Annotated in this window: 16 protein-coding genes; 10 read left to right on the top strand and 6 right to left on the bottom strand. The window is 56.7% G+C overall.

What is annotated here, in order from left to right; genetic code table 11:
• Nucleotides 1-176 precede the first annotated feature (176 nt).
• Both ACL2XP_RS26045 and ACL2XP_RS26040 read right to left on the bottom strand, forming a co-directional pair.
• Nucleotides 177-1,211 carry a LacI family DNA-binding transcriptional regulator gene (locus tag ACL2XP_RS26045; protein WP_413736323.1) on the bottom strand — a complete coding sequence of 345 codons (1,035 nt, stop codon included), beginning with the start codon at nt 1,209-1,211 and terminating at the stop codon, nt 177-179.
• 36 nt (nt 1,212-1,247) lie between these two features.
• Nucleotides 1,248-1,679: an N-acetyltransferase gene (locus ACL2XP_RS26040; RefSeq protein ID WP_413736322.1), complete on the bottom strand. Its 432-nt coding sequence runs from the start codon at nt 1,677-1,679 to the stop codon at nt 1,248-1,250.
• Nucleotides 1,680-1,773: 94 nt separating this feature from the next.
• Here ACL2XP_RS26040 and glyQ point away from each other — a divergent pair, with 94 nt between their 5' ends.
• The 6 genes from glyQ to ACL2XP_RS26010 all read left to right on the top strand — a co-directional run bounded on the left by glyQ (nt 1,774) and on the right by ACL2XP_RS26010 (nt 9,952).
• Nucleotides 1,774-2,688, top strand: a complete 915-nt coding sequence (gene glyQ, locus ACL2XP_RS26035; protein WP_413736321.1) for a glycine--tRNA ligase subunit alpha — start codon at nt 1,774-1,776, stop codon at nt 2,686-2,688.
• 11 nt (nt 2,689-2,699) lie between these two features.
• Nucleotides 2,700-4,769 (top strand): glycine--tRNA ligase subunit beta, encoded by a 2,070-nt coding sequence (gene glyS, locus ACL2XP_RS26030; RefSeq protein WP_413736320.1) that lies wholly within the window; start codon nt 2,700-2,702, stop codon nt 4,767-4,769.
• A gap of 156 nt (nt 4,770-4,925) precedes the next feature.
• Nucleotides 4,926-5,636 (top strand): DUF3053 domain-containing protein, encoded by a 711-nt coding sequence (locus ACL2XP_RS26025; RefSeq protein ID WP_413739297.1) that lies wholly within the window; start codon nt 4,926-4,928, stop codon nt 5,634-5,636.
• Nucleotides 5,637-6,187: 551 nt separating this feature from the next.
• Nucleotides 6,188-8,110: a PTS mannitol transporter subunit IICBA gene (locus tag ACL2XP_RS26020; protein ID WP_413736319.1), complete on the top strand. Its 1,923-nt coding sequence runs from the start codon at nt 6,188-6,190 to the stop codon at nt 8,108-8,110.
• 86 nt (nt 8,111-8,196) lie between these two features.
• The gene (locus ACL2XP_RS26015) at nt 8,197-9,345 is read left to right on the top strand and encodes a mannitol-1-phosphate 5-dehydrogenase (protein WP_413736318.1); all 1,149 of its coding nucleotides are present in this window, start codon (nt 8,197-8,199) and stop codon (nt 9,343-9,345) included.
• A gap of 58 nt (nt 9,346-9,403) precedes the next feature.
• Nucleotides 9,404-9,952: an MltR family transcriptional regulator gene (locus ACL2XP_RS26010; RefSeq protein ID WP_413736317.1), complete on the top strand. Its 549-nt coding sequence runs from the start codon at nt 9,404-9,406 to the stop codon at nt 9,950-9,952.
• Between the two features lie 76 nt (nt 9,953-10,028).
• Here ACL2XP_RS26010 and sodA read toward each other — a convergent pair whose 3' ends face one another.
• Nucleotides 10,029-10,649 carry a superoxide dismutase [Mn] gene (sodA, locus tag ACL2XP_RS26005; protein WP_413736316.1) on the bottom strand — a complete coding sequence of 207 codons (621 nt, stop codon included), beginning with the start codon at nt 10,647-10,649 and terminating at the stop codon, nt 10,029-10,031.
• A gap of 125 nt (nt 10,650-10,774) precedes the next feature.
• Nucleotides 10,775-11,602 (bottom strand): formate dehydrogenase accessory sulfurtransferase FdhD, encoded by an 828-nt coding sequence (gene fdhD / locus ACL2XP_RS26000; protein ID WP_413739296.1) that lies wholly within the window; start codon nt 11,600-11,602, stop codon nt 10,775-10,777.
• Nucleotides 11,603-11,815: 213 nt separating this feature from the next.
• Between fdhD and ACL2XP_RS25995 the strand changes: the two genes are divergently transcribed.
• From ACL2XP_RS25995 to ACL2XP_RS25985, 3 genes are all read left to right on the top strand, one after another.
• Nucleotides 11,816-12,424 (top strand): hypothetical protein, encoded by a 609-nt coding sequence (locus ACL2XP_RS25995; RefSeq protein WP_413736315.1) that lies wholly within the window; start codon nt 11,816-11,818, stop codon nt 12,422-12,424.
• A gap of 71 nt (nt 12,425-12,495) precedes the next feature.
• Nucleotides 12,496-13,134, top strand: coding sequence for a glutathione S-transferase (locus tag ACL2XP_RS25990; protein ID WP_413736314.1), 639 nt, complete (start codon nt 12,496-12,498; stop codon nt 13,132-13,134).
• Between the two features lie 212 nt (nt 13,135-13,346).
• Nucleotides 13,347-14,885 (top strand): aldehyde dehydrogenase family protein, encoded by a 1,539-nt coding sequence (locus ACL2XP_RS25985; protein WP_413736313.1) that lies wholly within the window; start codon nt 13,347-13,349, stop codon nt 14,883-14,885.
• A 65-nt stretch (nt 14,886-14,950) separates the two neighbouring features.
• On the opposite strand, the gene ACL2XP_RS25980 is transcribed toward ACL2XP_RS25985, so the two are convergent.
• Together ACL2XP_RS25980 and ACL2XP_RS25975 are read right to left on the bottom strand one after the other, a co-directional pair.
• Nucleotides 14,951-16,309 carry an MFS transporter gene (locus ACL2XP_RS25980; RefSeq protein ID WP_413736312.1) on the bottom strand — a complete coding sequence of 453 codons (1,359 nt, stop codon included), beginning with the start codon at nt 16,307-16,309 and terminating at the stop codon, nt 14,951-14,953.
• A gap of 349 nt (nt 16,310-16,658) precedes the next feature.
• Nucleotides 16,659-17,564 (bottom strand): FCD domain-containing protein, encoded by a 906-nt coding sequence (locus ACL2XP_RS25975; protein ID WP_413736311.1) that lies wholly within the window; start codon nt 17,562-17,564, stop codon nt 16,659-16,661.
• Nucleotides 17,565-17,704: 140 nt separating this feature from the next.
• Between ACL2XP_RS25975 and ACL2XP_RS25970 the strand changes: the two genes are divergently transcribed.
• Nucleotides 17,705-18,727 carry a zinc-binding alcohol dehydrogenase family protein gene (locus ACL2XP_RS25970; protein WP_413736310.1) on the top strand — a complete coding sequence of 341 codons (1,023 nt, stop codon included), beginning with the start codon at nt 17,705-17,707 and terminating at the stop codon, nt 18,725-18,727.
• Nucleotides 18,728-18,783: the final 56 nt, after the last annotated feature.

Genomic DNA, 18,783 nt, shown 5'->3' with positions numbered 1-18,783 from the left:
CAGTGTGCCAGACCAAATGGTAATCACTTCAGAAGCAAGAAAAAAATATTTAGCCGCCCTTCGACAGGCTGATAGCGGGCTTTATACAGAGCTCATCGCGTTTGCTCTGAGTTGATGGAATTAACAGCTCCGGTTATTCAACCATAGCTGTTATGAACTATAACCATTATGCGATTTTACCGTGTGGTCGATCCCCGGACAATCAGTTCACCTTCGAACGCCTGTTCGCTGACCGGTTCGTTAGCTCCCTGGATGCGTTTTAACAGTTGCTCCAGCGCCGCGTAGCCGATTTTATAGGTGGGCTGTTTAAAGGTGGTGATGCCTACCCCCGCCAGTTCGGCCCATTCCAGTTCGTCAAAGCCCAGCAGGCCGATATCGCTGCCCCAGTGCAGGCCCTGGCGTCGCAGGGTGCGGGCGATTTGCAGGGTCAGCGCGCCGTTGGCCGACAAAATGGCTTTGCGCATCCCCCGGCGGCGGCGATTAAAACCCCCGACGATGGCTGCCAGGGCGTCGGTATCGTGGAGCGCGCTTTCCGCTTCCTCCGCCACCAGGTTAGGATAGCGCGCGATGCGGGCGCGAAACGCCTGCAAACGATCGATGCGGGTATTGACCGTGCCCAAGGGCTCGCTCAGAAACAGGATGGCCTCATACCCTTGCTCGATCAAATGCTCGGTGGCCAGGGTCGCCGCCTGGTGGTTATCCAGGCCGACCATATCGCAGGCGAAATGGGGGATTTTACGATCGATAAGCACCATGGGCAGCAGCGATTGTTGCAGCATATTCAGGGCATCTTCATGCATTCCCACCGCGTTGACCACGATGCCTTCCACCTGGTAGCCGTTAAGCAACTGGAGATAATGGCGCTCCTGGTTCACTTCATTGTTGGTATTGCACACCAGCAGGGTAAACCCGTGCTGGCGGCAGGCGGCCTCGATGCCGCGCATGACGTCCACCGAATAGGGATTGGTTATATCGGCGATAATCAGGCCGATAAGCCGGGTTTGCCCCCCTTTCAGGCTGCGGGCCATCTGGCTGGGCCGGTAGTTGAGCTGCACGATGGCGGCTTCGATGCGCGCTTTAAGGTCGTCCGACAGCAGGTCGAGCTCGCCGTTCAAATAGCGCGATACGCTGGTTTTACCGCTTTTGGCGGCTTTGGCCACGTCGCTGATAGTGGCGCGTCCTGAAGCGTAGGCTCCCTTTGGTTGGTTCACGGCGTGTTTCTCCTGGTGGTTTCGTTCATCATGTTCTCAACGGCTGCGCCATTGCAGGGTCAATAAAGCATGGCCGGTATCGGCGTTGAAATTTTTGCCGATTTGGCGGAAATCCTGGCGGTAATAAAATTCGCAGGCCGGGCGGTTCAACTGATAGACCTCCAGCGTTAAGACCGGATAGCGCCGTTTCGCCACCGCCATCAGCGCCTGCCCGATCCCCTGGCGATGATAGCGCGGCGCCACGAATATCGCGCCGACAAATTGTCCCATCAGTACGCTGATAAACCCGGCCAGGATACCATCGCGCTCCTCCAGCCAGCTCACCGATTGGGGCAGGTATTCGTCGCGCACCAGCGGCAGGCTCTCCAGCCAGTAATCCGCGCGGATAAACGGGTGCGCGCGCATGGTGCTTTCCAGCCAGAGCGCCAGCAGACCGGGCATATCGGCGGGTTGAAAAAGCCGGATCATCGCTTTAGCTCCTTAATTGGGCTGTATATCTTAACGCCAGAGGGTATACTGGCGCATTCTTAATAAATCCACTTTTATCGCGTGCGAATTCAACATGCAAAAGTTTGATCCTAAGACCTTTCAGGGCCTGATCCTGACTTTACAGGACTATTGGGCGCGCCAAGGCTGCACTATTATCCAACCGCTGGATATGGAAGTCGGCGCGGGTACCTCCCATCCCATGACGTGCCTGCGCGCGCTGGGCCCGGAGCCGATCGCCGCCGCCTATGTCCAGCCGTCCCGCCGTCCCACCGACGGCCGCTATGGCGAAAATCCCAACCGCTTGCAGCATTACTATCAGTTCCAGGTCATCATCAAGCCCTCGCCGGATAATATCCAGGAGTTGTATCTCGGTTCGCTCAAAGAAGTGGGGCTGGACCCGACGATCAATGATATCCGCTTCGTCGAGGATAACTGGGAAAACCCGACGCTGGGCGCCTGGGGCCTGGGCTGGGAAGTCTGGCTCAACGGCATGGAAGTGACGCAGTTCACCTACTTCCAGCAGGTGGGCGGGCTGGAATGCCGTCCGGTGACCGGCGAAATCACCTATGGCCTGGAGCGACTGGCCATGTACCTGCAAGGGGTGGACAGCGTATACGACCTCACCTGGAGCGACGGCCCGCTGGGCAAAACCACCTACGGCGATGTATTTCATCAAAATGAAGTGGAACAGTCCACCTACAACTTCGAATACGCCGACGTCGATTTCCTGTTTGTCTGCTTCGACCAGTATGAAAAGGAAGCGCAAACGCTGCTGGCGCTGGAGCACCCGCTGCCTTTGCCCGCCTATGAACGCATTCTGAAAGCGGCGCACAGCTTCAACTTATTGGATGCCCGCAAGGCCATATCGGTTACCGAACGCCAGCGCTATATCCTGCGCATTCGCACCCTGACCAAAGCCGTCGCCGAAGCCTATTATGCTTCCCGCGAGGCCCTGGGCTTCCCGATGTGCAAGAAGAACGAGAAATAAGAGGCAGGCTCATGACGCAACATACTTTTCTGGTGGAAATCGGCACGGAAGAGCTGCCGCCGAAGGCGCTTCGCCACCTGGCGCAGTCTTTTGCCACTCTGTTCGGCGCTGAGCTCGACGGCGCCAATCTCCCCCATGGCGGGATTAAATGGTTCGCTTCCCCCCGCCGCCTGGCGCTGAAAGTCGCCGGCCTGAGCGCCGCCCAGGCCGATCGTGTAGTTGAAAAACGCGGCCCCGCCATCGCCCAGGCCTTCGACGCCGACGGCCAGCCGACCAACGCGGCCCAGGGCTGGGCGCGCGGCTGCGGGATCACCGTCGACCAGGCGGAGCGCCAGGTGACCGATAAAGGCGAATGGCTGCTGTACCGCGCCTCGGTCAAGGGCCAGCGCGCGCAGGAGCTGCTGTGCGCCATGGTGACCACCGCGCTGGCCAGGCTGCCGGTGCCGAAGATGATGCGCTGGGGCGATAAAGACACGCAGTTTATCCGCCCCGTGCATACGGTGACGATGCTGCTGGGCGACGAACTGATCCCCGGCCGGGTGCTGGGCATCGATTCGGCCCGCACCGTGCGCGGCCATCGTTTTATGGGCGAAGCGGAATTTACCCTCGACCATGCGGATCAATACCCGGCGGCGCTGCTGGAGCGCGGCAAGGTCATGGCCGACTATGATTTACGCAAAGCCAAGATTAAGCGGGACGCGGAGGCGGCGGCCAGGGAAATCGGCGGCAACGCCGACCTGACCGATTCCCTGCTGGAAGAAGTGACGTCGCTGGTGGAATGGCCGGTGGTGCTGACGGCGAAATTTGAAGAGAAATTTCTCGCCGTGCCCGCCGAGGCGCTGGTATACACCATGAAAGGCGACCAGAAATACTTCCCGGTCTATGACGCCCAGGGCGCATTGCTGCCAAATTTTATTTTTGTCGCCAATATCGAATCAAAAGACCCGATCCAGATTATTTCCGGCAACGAAAAAGTGGTGCGCCCGCGTCTGGCGGATGCCGAATTTTTCTTTAACACCGATCTGAAAATGCGCCTGGAAGATCATTTGCCGCGCCTGGATACCGTGCTGTTCCAGCAGCAATTGGGCACGCTGCGCGACAAAAGCGATCGCATCGAAGCGCTGGCCGGCTGGGTCGCCGGGCAAATCGGCGCGGATGAGGCTTTGGCCACCCGCGCCGGCCTGCTGACCAAATGCGACCTGATGACCAATATGGTGTTTGAATTCACCGACACCCAGGGCGTGATGGGCATGCATTACGCCCGCCACGACGGCGAGCCGGAATCGGTGGCGCTGGCGCTCAAAGAGCAGTATCAGCCGCGTTTTTCCGGTGATGCGCTGCCTTCCACGCCGGTCTCCTGCGCGGTGGCCATAGCGGAGAAAATGGACACCCTGGCCGGCATCTTCGGCATCGGCCAGCATCCCAAAGGGGATAAAGACCCGTTTGCCCTGCGCCGCGCGGCCCTTGGGGTATTGCGCATCATCGTTGAGAAACAGCTGCCGCTGGATTTGCAAACCCTGGCGGCGCAAGCCGCGCGCCTGTACGGCGAAAAACTGACCAATGCGCGGGTAGTGGATGATGTGGTCGAGTTCATGCTCGGCCGTTTCCGCGCCTGGTACCAGGAAGAAGGGCATAGCGTCGACACCATCCAGGCGGTGCTGGCGCGTCGTCCCACCCGGCCGGCGGATTTTGACGCCCGGGTTAAAGCGGTCAGCTATTTCCGCACCCTGGATGCCGCGGCGGCGCTGGCGGCCGCCAATAAGCGCGTCTCGAATATCCTGGCCAAGGCCAGCGATACCCTCAATGACGACGTGCAGGCTTCCAAACTGAGGGAGTCGGCGGAAATTCAGCTGGCCACCCACCTTACGGTGCTGCGCGATATCCTGCAGCCGCTGTTCGCCGCGGGCCGTTACCAAGAAGCGCTGGTGGAGCTGGCGGCGCTGCGCGAGCCGGTGGACGCGTTTTTTGACCAGGTAATGGTGATGGCGGAAGACCCGGAAGTGCGAGTGAATCGCCTGACCCTGCTGGATCAGCTGCAAAAGCTGTTCCTGCGCGTGGCGGATATCTCGCTGCTGCAATGACCGGATTGACGCGGTCATGCCGCGTCGATTCACCCGTTATTCGCCTTAATACCGCTATAACCTGAAAATTGGACTATTCTTAATCCCTAATAGAATAAGGGCGGGTTTACTCCCGTCCTTGCAATAACCAGTGATTTTACAGGAGTATGGGTCATGATGTTAAGGGATAGACTGGCGCAGCTGCGCTACGTGCTGATGATTCCAGTACTGTTCTTCCTGGCGGTGCAGCTCACCGCCTGCGGCGATAAAGAGCCGGATCAGCGCAAGGCATTCATTCAGTTTTTGCAAACCACCATCTTGCCCGGCGGTGAGCGATTGCCGACCCTCAGCGAAGATCAAAAACAAAAATTCGGCACCTATGTCAGCGACTACCAGATTTTGCTGACCTTCACCCAGCAATATACCCAGGCGATTAACGCCAGCCTGACGCCGGTGCTTGATCAGATCAACCAGATTCGGGTACCGCAGGATTACCTGTCGCATCGCGTGGAGTTACAGCAATCGGCCGGTGCGCTGAATCTGCTGGGGCCGCAAATCGACCGCTTGAAAAAACAGGCCGATGACGCCCGCGCCGCCCTTAAGCAGCCCGAAGACTTGAAGGCGGTATACGAACAGGCCTATACCAAACTGGTGATCCAGCCGACCCAGAAAGTGACGCCGGTGATAAGCAGCGCCGGAACATTGTCCGAGACGCTGATCCAGGTGGGTAATTTCCTTAATATGCAGGGCGCTCAGGTGACCTATGGCGCCAACTCGGTGGCGTTTCCCACTCGGCTGCAGGCGACGCAGTACAATGAACTGATGGGCGGACTGCAAACCCAGCATCAGCAATTGCTGCAGGCGCAAGCCGGCGGCGGTGTCCAGTAAACCTTACTGGCAGCCAGCGGGACAATTGATGGGGTTAAAACAAAAGGTGAGCCGGTTTGGTCACCTTTTTATAACAGCCGGCAGGGATAATGACTGGCGGCCATGGCTTGGTCCGGCAGACGGGTTATCCGTAAATTTCTTACATCTTTTTTCATAATCTCTTGTCGCCACAGGCTTAAATGTCCCGTAGCGACGCTGTCAGCCTTTCCATCTGGTCCCGACAGTAAATAATTTGTGATACAAATCACATTTATCAAACAAATTCCCTACGACATCTCGTGATCTGAATCACACTTTGTTCCGCGAAAGCGTCCTGATCGTCACTTTGTGGTTTTTTTACAGGTAATATTTGTGATGTATATCACCTATATAGGGGCTAAATAGGGGGGTGGGATGTGATTTCAATCACATTTAAGGCCCTTATTACGCTTCGCTATCCCGGCGTGGTAGAGTCGCGCTGCTAACAGAACTACCGACAGAGAATGCAACACTGTCGCAACAATTTTCACGCGCCCTTATGGTCCGGCGCGTATCAATAGGGGTGTTTTTTTATGTCTTCATCGGATATCAAGGTCAGAGTACAAAATTTTGGCCGCTTCCTCAGCAATATGGTGATGCCGAATATCGGCGCCTTTATTGCCTGGGGGATCATTACCGCGCTGTTTATACCGACCGGGTGGACGCCAAACGCCACCCTGGCTAAATTAGTCGGCCCGATGATCACTTATCTGCTGCCATTGCTGATAGGTTACACCGGCGGACGGTTGGCCGGCGGCGAACGCGGCGGCGTGGTCGGTGCGATTACCACCATGGGCGTGATTGCCGGGGCGGATATGCCGATGTTCCTCGGCGCCATGCTGGCCGGTCCGTTGGGCGGCTGGGCGATCAAGCGTTTCGATCGCATGGTGGACGGCAAAATCAAAAGCGGCTTTGAGATGTTGGTCAACAACTTCTCCGCCGGCATTATCGGGATGATCCTGGCGATTATCGCCTTCCTGGCTATCGGGCCGCTGGTTGAAATCCTGTCCCATATCCTGGCGGCGGGCGTTAACCTGATGGTGCGCCACGATTTACTGCCCCTGGCCTCGATCTTCGTGGAACCCGCGAAAATCCTGTTCCTGAATAACGCCATCAACCACGGTATCTTCTCGCCGCTGGGTATTCAGCAGGCCACGGCTACCGGTAAATCAATCTTCTTCCTGATTGAAGCCAATCCAGGACCGGGCATGGGCGTACTGATTGCCTATATGATCTTCGGTCGCGGCAACGCCAAGCAATCCGCGGGCGGCGCGGCAATCATCCACTTCCTGGGTGGTATCCACGAAATTTATTTCCCGTACGTGCTGATGAATCCGCGTCTGCTGATTGCGGTCATCCTCGGCGGCATGACCGGTGTGTTCACGCTGAGCGTGCTGGGCGGCGGTCTGGTTTCCCCGGCTTCCCCGGGTTCAATCCTGGCGGTGCTGGCCATGACGCCTAAAGGCGCTTATTTTGCCAATATCGCGGCGGTAATCGCAGCCTTTGCCGTGTCGTTTATTATCGCGTCAATCCTGCTCAAGAGCATGAAAGCCAAAGAAGGCGACGATCTGGATGAAGCGACCCGTCGTATCAAAGATATGAAGGCGCAATCCAAGGGTATGGCGGCGCCGGTTACCGCCGGCGCTACCGGCGATCTGAGCGCGGTACGTAAAATCATCGTGGCCTGCGACGCGGGCATGGGCTCCAGCGCCATGGGCGCCGGCGTGCTGCGTAAAAAAGTCAAAGAGGCGGGACTGACCAATATCAGCGTGACCAATACGGCCATCAACAGCCTGCCGGAAGATGTGGATCTGGTGATTACCCACCGCGATCTGACCGAACGGGCCATGCGCCATGCTCCCCAGGCGCAGCATATCTCGTTGACCAACTTCCTCGACAGCGGGCTGTATACCGACCTGGTGGCGCGTCTGGTGGCGGTACAAAAGAATGCGACCAACCAGCAAAAAGTTATTTCCACGCTGGATGATAGCTTTGAAGACAGCGAACAAAACCTGTTTCGCCTGACCGCGGCCAATATCTTCCTTGGCCAGCATGCGGAACAAAAAGAACAGGCGATTCGTTTTGCCGGCGAACAGTTGGTGAAAGGCGGCTATGTGCTGCCCGAATATGTCGACGCGATGATGGATCGTGAAAGACTGACGTCCACCTATCTGGGCGAGTCCATCGCGGTGCCCCATGGTACGATTGAAGCCAAGGACAAGGTACTGCGCACCGGCGTAGTGTTCTGTCAATATCCCGACGGCGTGCGTTTCGGCGACGAAGAAGATGATATTGCCCGCCTGGTGATTGGTATCGCCGCCCGCAATAACGAACACATCCAGGTGATCACCAGCCTGACCAATGCGCTGGACGACGACGCGGTCATTCAACGGCTGATTCATACCACCGATGTGGATGAAGTTCTGGCGCTGCTTAAAGGCAACAAAACGGCCTGACCTCGGCGCAGGCGATGGAAACGGTTGTATTTGAGAGGGGGCCTGCATTGGCCCCTTTTTAACTAAGAGAATCCAAGGTTGATTTTATGAAAGCATTACATTTCGGAGCAGGTAATATAGGTCGCGGGTTTATCGGCAAACTATTGGCCGATGCCCAGGTTGAAGTGGTGTTCGCCGACGTAAACCAAACGGTGTTGGATGCGTTGAACGCCAGGGGCGAATATGAGGTTCACGTGGTGGGCGAACAATCCCGCGTGGAAAAAGTCAGCCACGTCAGCGCCGTGAATAGCACCGGCCAGGATGTGGTGGCGCTGATTGCCGCCGTTGATTTAGTGACTACCGCCGTGGGCCCGCAGATCCTGGAACGGATTGCCGGCACCGTTGCGCAGGGGCTGATCAAGCGCCATGACGCGGGCAATACCCAGCCGCTGAATATTATCGCCTGTGAAAACATGGTGCGCGGCACCAGCCAGCTTAAACAGCATGTGCTGAAGGCGTTGCCCGAGCAGTATCACGCCTGGGTGGAACAACATGTCGGTTTCGTCGACTCGGCGGTGGATCGCATCGTTCCGCCGGCCGAAGCCGGCACCCAGGACCCCCTGGCGGTGACGGTGGAAACCTTCAGCGAATGGATTGTGGATAAAACCCAGTTCAAAGGCGAGCCGCCGAAAATCGCCGGCATGGAACTGACTGACAATCTGATGGCCTTTGTTGAACGTAAGTTGTTTACATTGAACACCGGCCACGCCATTACCGCCTATCTGGGGCAGCATGCGGGCCATAAGACCATCCGTGACGCCATTCTGGACCCGTCTATCCGCCAGGTGGTGAAAGGGGCGATGGAAGAGAGCGGCGCGGTGCTGATTAACCGCTATGGTTTTGAAACCGAGAAGCACGCCGCTTATATCAATAAGATTCTGCAGCGTTTTGAAAATCCTTATCTGCATGACGACGTGGAACGGGTCGGCCGCCAGCCGCTGCGTAAACTCAGCGCCGGCGATCGGTTGATCAAGCCGCTGCGCGGCACGCTGGAGTATGGCCTGCGCCACGATAATCTGGCCAAGGGGATTGCCGCCGCCATGCATTATCATAGCGAGCAGGACCCGCAGGCGCAGGAATGGGCGCAATTGCTGGAAAAATCAGGGCCGCAGGCGGCGTTGGCGCAAGTCTCCGGGCTTGAAGAAGACAGTGAAGTCGTAGAGCAGGTGGTCAGTCTCTATAACGCCATGCAATAACGATTGAGACCCGGGGGCGAGGATCGCCTCGCTGCCGGATTTTACATGGTGTTTGGTGATGACGGAAAATACTCAACTGTACGAAAACCAGGTTCTCGAACAGCTTAACGCAGGGACAACGGTCAGGGATCTGATGGGCGCGGCGGTGGAGTTGCTAACCGAAGCGGTCGATATATTGGTATTGCAGATCTTTCGCAAGGATGATTACGCGGTCAAGTATGCCGTGGAACCGCTGTTGGTTGGCGCCGGGCCGTTGGGCGAACTGCCGGTTCGCCTGAAGCTGGTGTATGCCCTGGGCGTTATCAGCCGTCACGAATATGAAGACGCGGAATTATTGATGGCCCTGCATGAGGCGTTGCAAGACGATCCCAAAGAGTACCGTTTTACCGACGATGAGATTCTGGGCCCGTTCAGCGAACTGCATTGCGTTACGGCTTTCCCTCCGTTACCGGTATTTTCCCGCGCGCCGGCGGATGACGCCCTGGTCAGGATGCAGCAGCAGCGTTACCAGCAGATTGTGCGTTCCACCATGGTGCTGTCGACAACGGAATATCTGGTGCGCATCAGCGCCAAAAAAGCGTTCACCGATAAGCTCCTGCTAAGATAATCCCCCATAAAAAAACCATCCCGCGGGATGGTTTTTACGCTTCAGCGCCAACGGCTGGCGCGGATTCGGCTGTAGCTTATTTGGCTTCGCCAAAGCGTTTGGCCGCTTCGTCCCAGTTAACCACGTTCCAGAAGGCCTTGATGTAGTCCGGACGGCGGTTCTGATATTTCAGGTAATAAGCGTGTTCCCATACGTCCAGGCCCAGGATCGGGTAACCGGAAGTGCCGGCAATGGCTTCGCCCATCAGCGGGTTATCCTGGTTGGCGGTGGAAACCACGGCCAGTTTACCGTCTTTTAACACCAGCCAGGCCCAGCCGGAACCGAAACGGGTAGCGGCGGCTTTTTCAAACGCTTCTTTAAATGCATCGACGGAACCCAAATCCCGTTCAATGGCGGTTTTCAGCTCGCCCTGCAGGGTGGTGCCCAGTTTCAGCCCTTTCCAGAACAGGCTGTGGTTGGCGTGACCGCCGGCGTTGTTGCGCAGGACGGTTTTTTTGTCCGCCGGGACCTGATCGAGTTTTTGAATCAGTTCATCAACCGGCAGGCTGGCCAGTTCCGGCAGGCTTTCGAGCGCGGCGTTGGCATTGTTGACATAGGTCTGATGATGTTTGGTGTGATGGATTTCCATCGTTTGTTTGTCGAAATGCGGTTCTAAGGCGTCGTAAGCATAAGGCAAGGATGGCAGAGTATAGCTCATATTAATCTTCTCCATTTTAGGTGGGCGGCACCCTGAATAAATGTTAGTGCCGCGTAAGCAATCCGATCATTATAGTTAATTAAACGTTTATGAAAACGTTTATAAGTTCCTTTTAAAGAACATGTTTAGCTTTGGGTGTCAACGATACGCCCGGGATGGGTATAAATAGTGGCCCGCCCCGGTTTGCTAAAGCCCACCAGGGTCAGGCCGCAGCGCGCCGCCACCTCTACTGCCAGGGCGGTGGCGGCCGAGACGGCGAACAGAATTTCCACGCCGCACATGGCGGATTTTTGCACCATTTCGTAGCTGGCCCGGCTGGATACCAGCACCGCGCCGGGCGTGGCTCCCCGCCGCGCGCGATAGCCGAGCAGTTTATCCAGGGCCACATGGCGGCCCACGTCCTCGCAGCCCAGGGTCAAGTCCCCCTCCGGCGTGATCCAGGCCGCGGCGTGCGTGCAGCCGGTCAGGCGGCCGATGGGCTGTACGCTTTTAAGCTGCGACAAGGCGCGGTCCAGGCGGTCGAGGGGCCAGGTCTGGGTAAAAGGCAACGGCGCGATCGGTTTACCGATTTCGTCCAATTGCTCGACGCCGCACACCCCGCAACCGGTACGCCCGGCCATGGCCCGCCGATGCTCTTTTAAGCCCATAAAACGGCGGCTGGAGAGTTCGATATGTACTTCCATGCCGTTGCAGGCCGGCACTACGTCCATGCCATAGATGTCCCGTGGCGAATCGATAATCCCCTCCGATAACGAGAAGCCCAGCGCGAACTCTTCCAGCTCCTTGGGAGAGGCCATCATCACCACGTGGGAAATACCGTTATAGACCAGCGCCACCGGCACTTCCTCGGCCAGCCAGTCCGGCTGTTCCAGGATTAACTGCCCGCGTTGGCGTACGGCCAGCCGTGTAATGCCGGCCAGCGTGGCCGGATCGGTATCCTCAAGGGGCGGCATGTTATTCACGTTGGTATACTCACGGTTGGGGGCTAATAGCCATAAGCCATTATTCTACCCCACGGGCCCCGTTGCAAAATTATCGTAGCATGCCTTTTGTCCCCGCCAACGGCGCGACCGGCATGGGGGTAAATTACGCATCGGCTCCACCGCTGCGCTTAAAATGGGGCTATGCTAAAAGCTATTCTGTCGATAGCTATAAGGATGTTTGGCATGGTCATGCGTTATTTCAAGATTACGGCGGCGATTGCCCTGGCGGGCGTAGCGGCGCTGGCCGCCGCCGGCCAGGCGAATGCCGCCCCCGGGTCCGCTACCGCGTCCACTGCGGCGGTGGCGGAAATCCACAACGGGCTTAACGTGGCGTTGCTCGACGGCAAGATTACCCTGCAATTGCCGCAGGATTTCGTCGATCAAACGCCGAAGGATAAGACCCCCCAGGATACCGGCGTGGCGGTTCAGCTGTTCGCCAACCGTCAGCATTCGCAGGTCGTGGGCATCAGCACCGTGCGTACCGTCAACGGGGATGCCAACGATACCGGCGAATCGGCATTCAACAAAATGGCCCAGGGCGCCCTGTCCGGCCTGAAAACGCAGTTCAAGGATGTCAAAAAAACCGGGCAGACTACGGTAATGGCCGGGGATCATAAATTCCTGCGCATCGATTCCGAACAGGAGATGAAGGACAATGCCATGATCGGCACGCTGCTGATCACGCCTTATCACGATCGGGTGATTACCGTGCAGGTCCTTTCGCCCGCCGCCGCGGACAAGGAGCACAATGCGCTGGTGAAAAGTATACTCAATACCGTGTCCTTCCATTAAGCTGGCCGGATGTGATGGAGGCGTAACGTCCAGGCCCGCCCGTTCGGATAATGGCAACCGGAGGTGAACCGATGAAATTGATAGGCAGCTATACCAGTCCTTATGTGCGGAAAATTTCCGTGATATTGCTGGAAAAAGGCATTGTCTTTGAATTGGTCAGCGCCGCTCCGTGGGCCGGGGACGAGCTCGTGGCGGCGGTCAATCCGCTGGGCAAGGTGCCGGTGCTGGTAAACGAGCGGGGGGAAAGCTTTTTCGATTCGCCTATTATCGCCCAATATCTGGAATTGACGTATCCCGAACCGCGGCTGTTGCCGGCGCAGCCGCTGGACGCCCTGCGGGTACGGCAAATAGAAGCGCTGGCCGACGGCGTGACGGATGCGACGATGGCCATTGTCAGGGAGTGCCGGCGCAGTCCCGACGGGCAAAACGAAGGGGTGCTGCTGGGCCAGCGTGAAAAAATCCGCCGGGGCCTGGATGCGCTGGAACGCCATGCCCGCGACAGGCAGTGCCTGAACACCCCCGCGCTTACGCTCGCCGATATCGCAGTGGCCTGTACGCTGGGCGCGATCAATTATCGGCGCATCATGCCTAACTGGTGCGTGGACCGGCCGGCGCTGGTGGCGCTGGTGGAGCGCTTATTCAGCCGCGCCAGTTTTGCCCGCACGACGCCGCCGGTAGCGGCCGCGCTGTATACCGATGAAATGTTATAAGCCAAAGTGTGAGGCTTCTCGAATAGTTTAAATTCCCTCCCTATCGGCCTGTTCTGCGCAGGCAGCAGCGGCTAACGTTAATAATAAGCGTTCAGACCGGCTTCTGGCTGCGTGTCGCTGTTGTTCGCAATTGTTCGCTGTTCGTTTGCCGGCCAGGCTCGTTCGCGATGGACTGGCACGGCGCCGTAAGATAATAGCGTCAAGGAGAAACCATGGCCCACAATCCCCCTTCCAGCCGGCTGATACCCGGCGAATATGGTTACCCGCTCGAACTCAAACCACGTTATAACAACTTTATCGGCGGCGAATGGGTCGCTCCGGTAAAGGGTGATTATTTTGTCAACCTGACGCCGATTACCGGCCAGCCGCTGTGTGAAATCGCCAGCTCAAGCGCCGGCGATGTGGATTTGGCGCTGGACGCCGCGCATAAAGCCAAGGCGGAATGGGGCGCCATGTCGGTGCAAACCCGGGCGACTATTCTGCTGCGCATCGCCGATCGCATGGAACAGAACGTTGAGCTGCTGGCCGCGGTGGAAACCTGGGATAACGGCAAACCCATCCGCGAAACCAGCGGTGCCGACGTGCCGCTGGCGATTGACCATTTCCGCTATTTCGCTTCCTGCGTTCGCGCGCAGGAGGGCGGCATCAGTGAAATCGACGCCGACACGGTCGCTTATCACTTCCATGAGCCGCTGGGCGTGGTGGCGCAAATCATCCCATGGAATTTCCCGCTGCTGATGGCCTGCTGGAAAATGGCCCCGGCCCTGGCCGCCGGGAACTGCATCGTGTTAAAACCGGCCAAGCTCACCCCGCTGTCGATCCTGGTGCTGATGGAGCTCATCGGGGATCTGCTGCCGCCGGGGGTGCTTAACGTGGTCAACGGCGCGGGCAACGAGATCGGCGAATATCTGGCCACGTCGAAGCGGGTCGCCAAAGTCGCTTTTACCGGCTCGACGGAAGTAGGCCGGCAAATCATGAGTTATGCCACGCAAAACCTGATCCCGGTTACCCTGGAACTGGGCGGCAAATCCCCCAATATCTTTTTTGCCGACGTGATGGAAAAAGAGGATGCCTTTTTTGACAAGGCGCTGGAAGGATTTGCCCTGTTTGCCTTTAACCAGGGCGAGGTTTGTACCTGCCCGAGCCGGGCGCTGGTGCAGGAATCCATCTATGAACGCTTTATGGAGCGGGCGGTAAAACGGGTTGAGGCCATTCGCAGCGGCAATCCCCTTGATACCCGTACCCAAATGGGCGCCCAGGTCTCCTCGGGTCAAATGGACACCATTCTCAATTATATCGATATCGGCAAAAAAGAGGGCGCCGAAATCCTCACCGGCGGCCGGCGTAAACAGATGGAGGGGCAATTGTCCGAGGGGTACTATCTGGAGCCGACCATCCTGCTGGGTAAAAACAGCATGCGGGTGTTCCAGGAGGAAATCTTCGGTCCGGTGCTGGCGGTGGCCACCTTTAAAGATATGGATGAGGCGCTGGCGCTGGCCAACGATACGGATTACGGCCTGGGGGCCGGGGTATGGAGCCGCGACGGCAACGTCGCCTATAAAATGGGCCGCGGCATCCAGGCCGGGCGCGTCTGGACCAATTGCTACCACGCCTATCCCGCCCATGCCGCTTTCGGCGGTTATAAACAATCCGGTATCGGGCGCGAGACGCACAAAATGATGCTGGAGCATTATCAACAGACCAAATGCCTGCTGGTCAGCTATTCCGACCAGCCGCTGGGGCTGTTTTAATCGGGGTCCATACATCACCATCGATAATATGGCCGGCGTAAGCCGGCTTTTTTTTGCAGGTGAAGTTAACTTTTACTATCAACAATCGGATCGCGCACGATAAAAATATAAGACAGGGCGCCCAGGACCGTCACACACGAACAAATGGTCAATGCCAGATTGAAGGAGTGGGTGGTATCCACGATCCAGCCGGTAACGACGGGCGCGAAAGAGGCGAACACAAAGCTGGCGAAATTTTGAATGCTGCCGACCGAGGCGGTCATGCGCGAGGTTACCCCCACATGAATCAGGCCCCAGCAGGAGGTGCCGGCAAAATGGATGCAAAACAGCGCCATACCGATCAGCAACACCGCGCTGGTGGTGGTATCGGCGCGCGCCACTATCGAGGTAAAGGCGGCGGAAAGCAGCATGCCGGCTACGATACAGATTTTGCGGCTTTTTAGCGGAGCCATGCCGCGGCGCACCAGATAATCGGTGACGAAACCGTTGGATAGCATACCCGCCGCGCCAAACAGGAACGGGATGGATGAGAACATACCGGTGCTGGTCAGGTTGAGGTGATAGGTGCTTTGCAGGTAGCCTGGCAGCCACGCAAGATAGAGCCAGGCGGTATAATTAATGCCGCTGAAACCCAGCATCATGCCCCACATGGTGCGGTTTTTAAACAAGCCCCGCCATTCCCGGAAACTCATGGGTTCGGCCCGCGCGCTGACGCTGCCGGCATTAAGATAGGCTTGTTCCTCGCGGCTCAGGGCAAAGCTGGTTTTATTGCGATATAAAACATACCAGCCGATCGATAGGAAGATGCCCAGCAACCCGATGGTAATAAACATGCCGCGCCAGCCAATCGCCAGCATCATGGCGGCCAGGATGGGCGGACTTATGGCCAGGCCGATAGTGGAGGCGGCGTTGAATATGCCCATCGGCAGGCCGCGATCTTTAATATTAAACCAATCGTTAATCACTTTAACGCCGCAGGGGTTCATTGGCGCTTCGCCGATACCAAGCCCGATGCGTACCAGGATAAATTGCGTAAAACTATGAATCAGGCCGGCGCTCGTCTGGAATAGCGACCAAATAAACATCCCCAGCCCTAGCATAATGCGCGGACCTTTGCGATCGAGCAGCGGGCCGCAGGGTAATTGGGCAATACCATAAGCCAGGGAGAAGGCGGATAGCAGCATCCCTATTTCAGTGGCATTAATGCCCAGATCTGCGCGAATAGTGAGATTGGCCACCGACAGCGAACTACGATCGAGAAAATTAATGACCGCCGCCAGGAATAACAAAATCATTGCCGTGGTCTGAATCTTTTTTATTCTTGCGGAGCGTAACGGGATGCCATCCGCAGGTATCGGAATAATCTGCGCGGCCGGTTTTTCCCGATCTGTGCTGGGATCAAACACGATATTGCTCTTTTCCATTTTCTCACTCCTGGGTACCACTTCGTTATAATGTCGTTATTAGATAACCGGCCGCAGGGATCAATCCTACCTATCCTTAATGCGGCATAGGTATTTCAGTGCGGCGGAAATATCGCATAAACCAAACGGTAGTGGGGCCGGCGAAATACATTCTGGGCGCCGGCCCCGGCCATGCGTAAAATTGCTGGCTGAGGGGAGGGTAACGGGGAGAAACTTGCGGCAGCGGATTTTTGTGGCGAAATCGTGGGACAGCTATTACTTTGCCGTTCTTAATCGGTTTTAAACGGCTTTTTATGGCAGTTTTTTATGAAGAAAAAAACCACCGCCAGGCCATTTTTGCCTCGATGGATTATTCGCTGTATTGGTTTATCGATCTGATCATCGATTGTTTGGCGGTATCCAGATGGCGGCGCAGCTCCCGGGTGGCGTTCAAATCGTTACGGCAAAGCAGCGCGCTGAGAATCGCCATATGCTCTTCGATGGCGACCAGGTTGCGCTGCTTCAGGTCGCTCTCATCCCACTGATAATGGAAATGAAAAATCACCGAAATAACTTCGAGGGATTGATTAAAAAAGGGATTATTGGCGGCTGAAAGGATCAGCGCATGGAAATCGCGGTCAAGCTGGGAGAACGTGCGGTAATTGCCGGCAATGGTGTCCCTGAGATGGCGGTGGCGGTCGAGCAGCTCTTTGATTTGCAGCCAGCGCTCATCGTCGGCGGGAAGATTCATAAAGCGATTCAGGGCATGGGTTTCCAGAATTTCCCTTAGCTCAAACAGCTTTTCAGCGTAATCCTGATCGAATTTTTTCATGCGCCACTGGCCGCGCCGGGTATTTTCAATCAGGTTATAACGGCAAAACCGCAGCAGGAACTCGCGCACCACCACCGGGCTGACATTGGCCGAGCGCGCCAATTGCAGTTCGGAAAAGGTATCCCCGGCCCGCAGTTGGCGCTGGTTTATCATATGATAAAACGCCCCTTCGAAAATGGCGGTCTGTTCGTCCTGGGGCCGGCTGATGCAATTAAAACCATCGTCTGCCAGGGGCTTGCGCACGATACTGTAATACTCGCCGGCTTTTTCCAGCACCCCGCGCTCCAGCAAGTGGTCGAGCGTGTGGCGCACGGTAGTGCGGCTGATGTTGTACATCTCGGCCAGCGCCGCCTGCGACGGCAGCGGCGAACTGATATGGCCCAGGGCAATGCCGTCAATCACCTGGTTGATCACATTCTGGCGAAGGTTTTGCGTTCTGCTCATATGGCTCTTCCTGCTTTTTATCTATTTAAAACCAATTTAAAACTGAATTGTCGGGCCTTTATCACAAATAAAGTTCAAGGCGCACCCGCAGTATGTGGTTTTGGTGAATAACAGGCTCTACCTCACACAAGGAGCATATTATGACCACCATGAAGACCCTGGTCTGCCAGGAACCCGCCAAATTGGTATATCAACAGCGCACCCAGCCGCTGCCCGCGCCCAGCGAAGCGCTGATTAAAATCAAGTATGTCGGCATCTGCGGAACCGATATCCACGCCTGGTCCGGCAACCAGCCGTTTTTCAGCTATCCGCGCATTTTAGGCCATGAAATTTGTGGAGAAATTGTCGGCGTCGGCAGCAAAGTATTTAATCTGCATGCCGGCCAGCGGGTTGCGGTCATCCCTTACGTCGCCTGCCAGCGTTGCGGCGCTTGCCGAAGCGGCCGCACCAACTGTTGCGAAAATATCTCGGTTATCGGGGTGCATCAGGACGGCGGTTTTAGCGAATATCTGTGTGTGCCGGTCAGTAATTTGCTGGTCGTGGACGATGTCGACCCGGTGGCCGCCGCCCTGATTGAACCCTTTGCCATCAGCGCCCATGCCATACGCCGCGCGGCCGTTGCGGCTAAAGACCATCTGCTGGTGGTGGGCGCCGGTCCCATTGGCCTGGGCGTCGCGGCGATCGGCATCGCCGACGGGGCGAAAGTCGTGGTGGCCGACACCAGCGAACAGCGCCGGCGGCACGTCGAACAGACGCTGGGAGTGGCGACATTGGACCCGGGCGCAACGGATTTCAAGTCGCAATTGCGCAAACAATTTTCAGGTATGCTGGCGGCCAAGGTGATCGACGCCACCGGTAATCAGCACGCGATGAATAATACGGTTAATTTAATCCGCCACGGCGGCGGCATTGTATTCGTCGGCTTGTTTAAAGGCAATCTGCAATTTGCCGACCCTGATTTTCATAAAAAAGAAACCACCATGATGGGCAGCCGTAATGCTACTCCCGAGGATTTCGCCAAAGTCGGGCGTTTAATGGCCGAGGGGAAAATATCGGCTGAAATGATGCTTACCCACCGATTTAACTTTGACACGCTGGCGGATATTTATGAAAGCGAGGTGATTAATAACCGCGATTTAATCAAAGGCGTTATTCAGTTCTGAATAAACCTAGCGACTCACTATCTCAAACGCACCGCTAATCGTTATCGCAGTGGATA

The sequence above is a fragment of the Sodalis sp. RH21 genome (assembly GCF_047324175.1).
Taxonomy (GTDB): Bacteria; Pseudomonadota; Gammaproteobacteria; order Enterobacterales; family Enterobacteriaceae; genus Acerihabitans.
The sequence above is the reverse complement of the archived record's forward strand: the minus strand, read 5'-3'. Positions and strand labels throughout refer to the sequence as shown.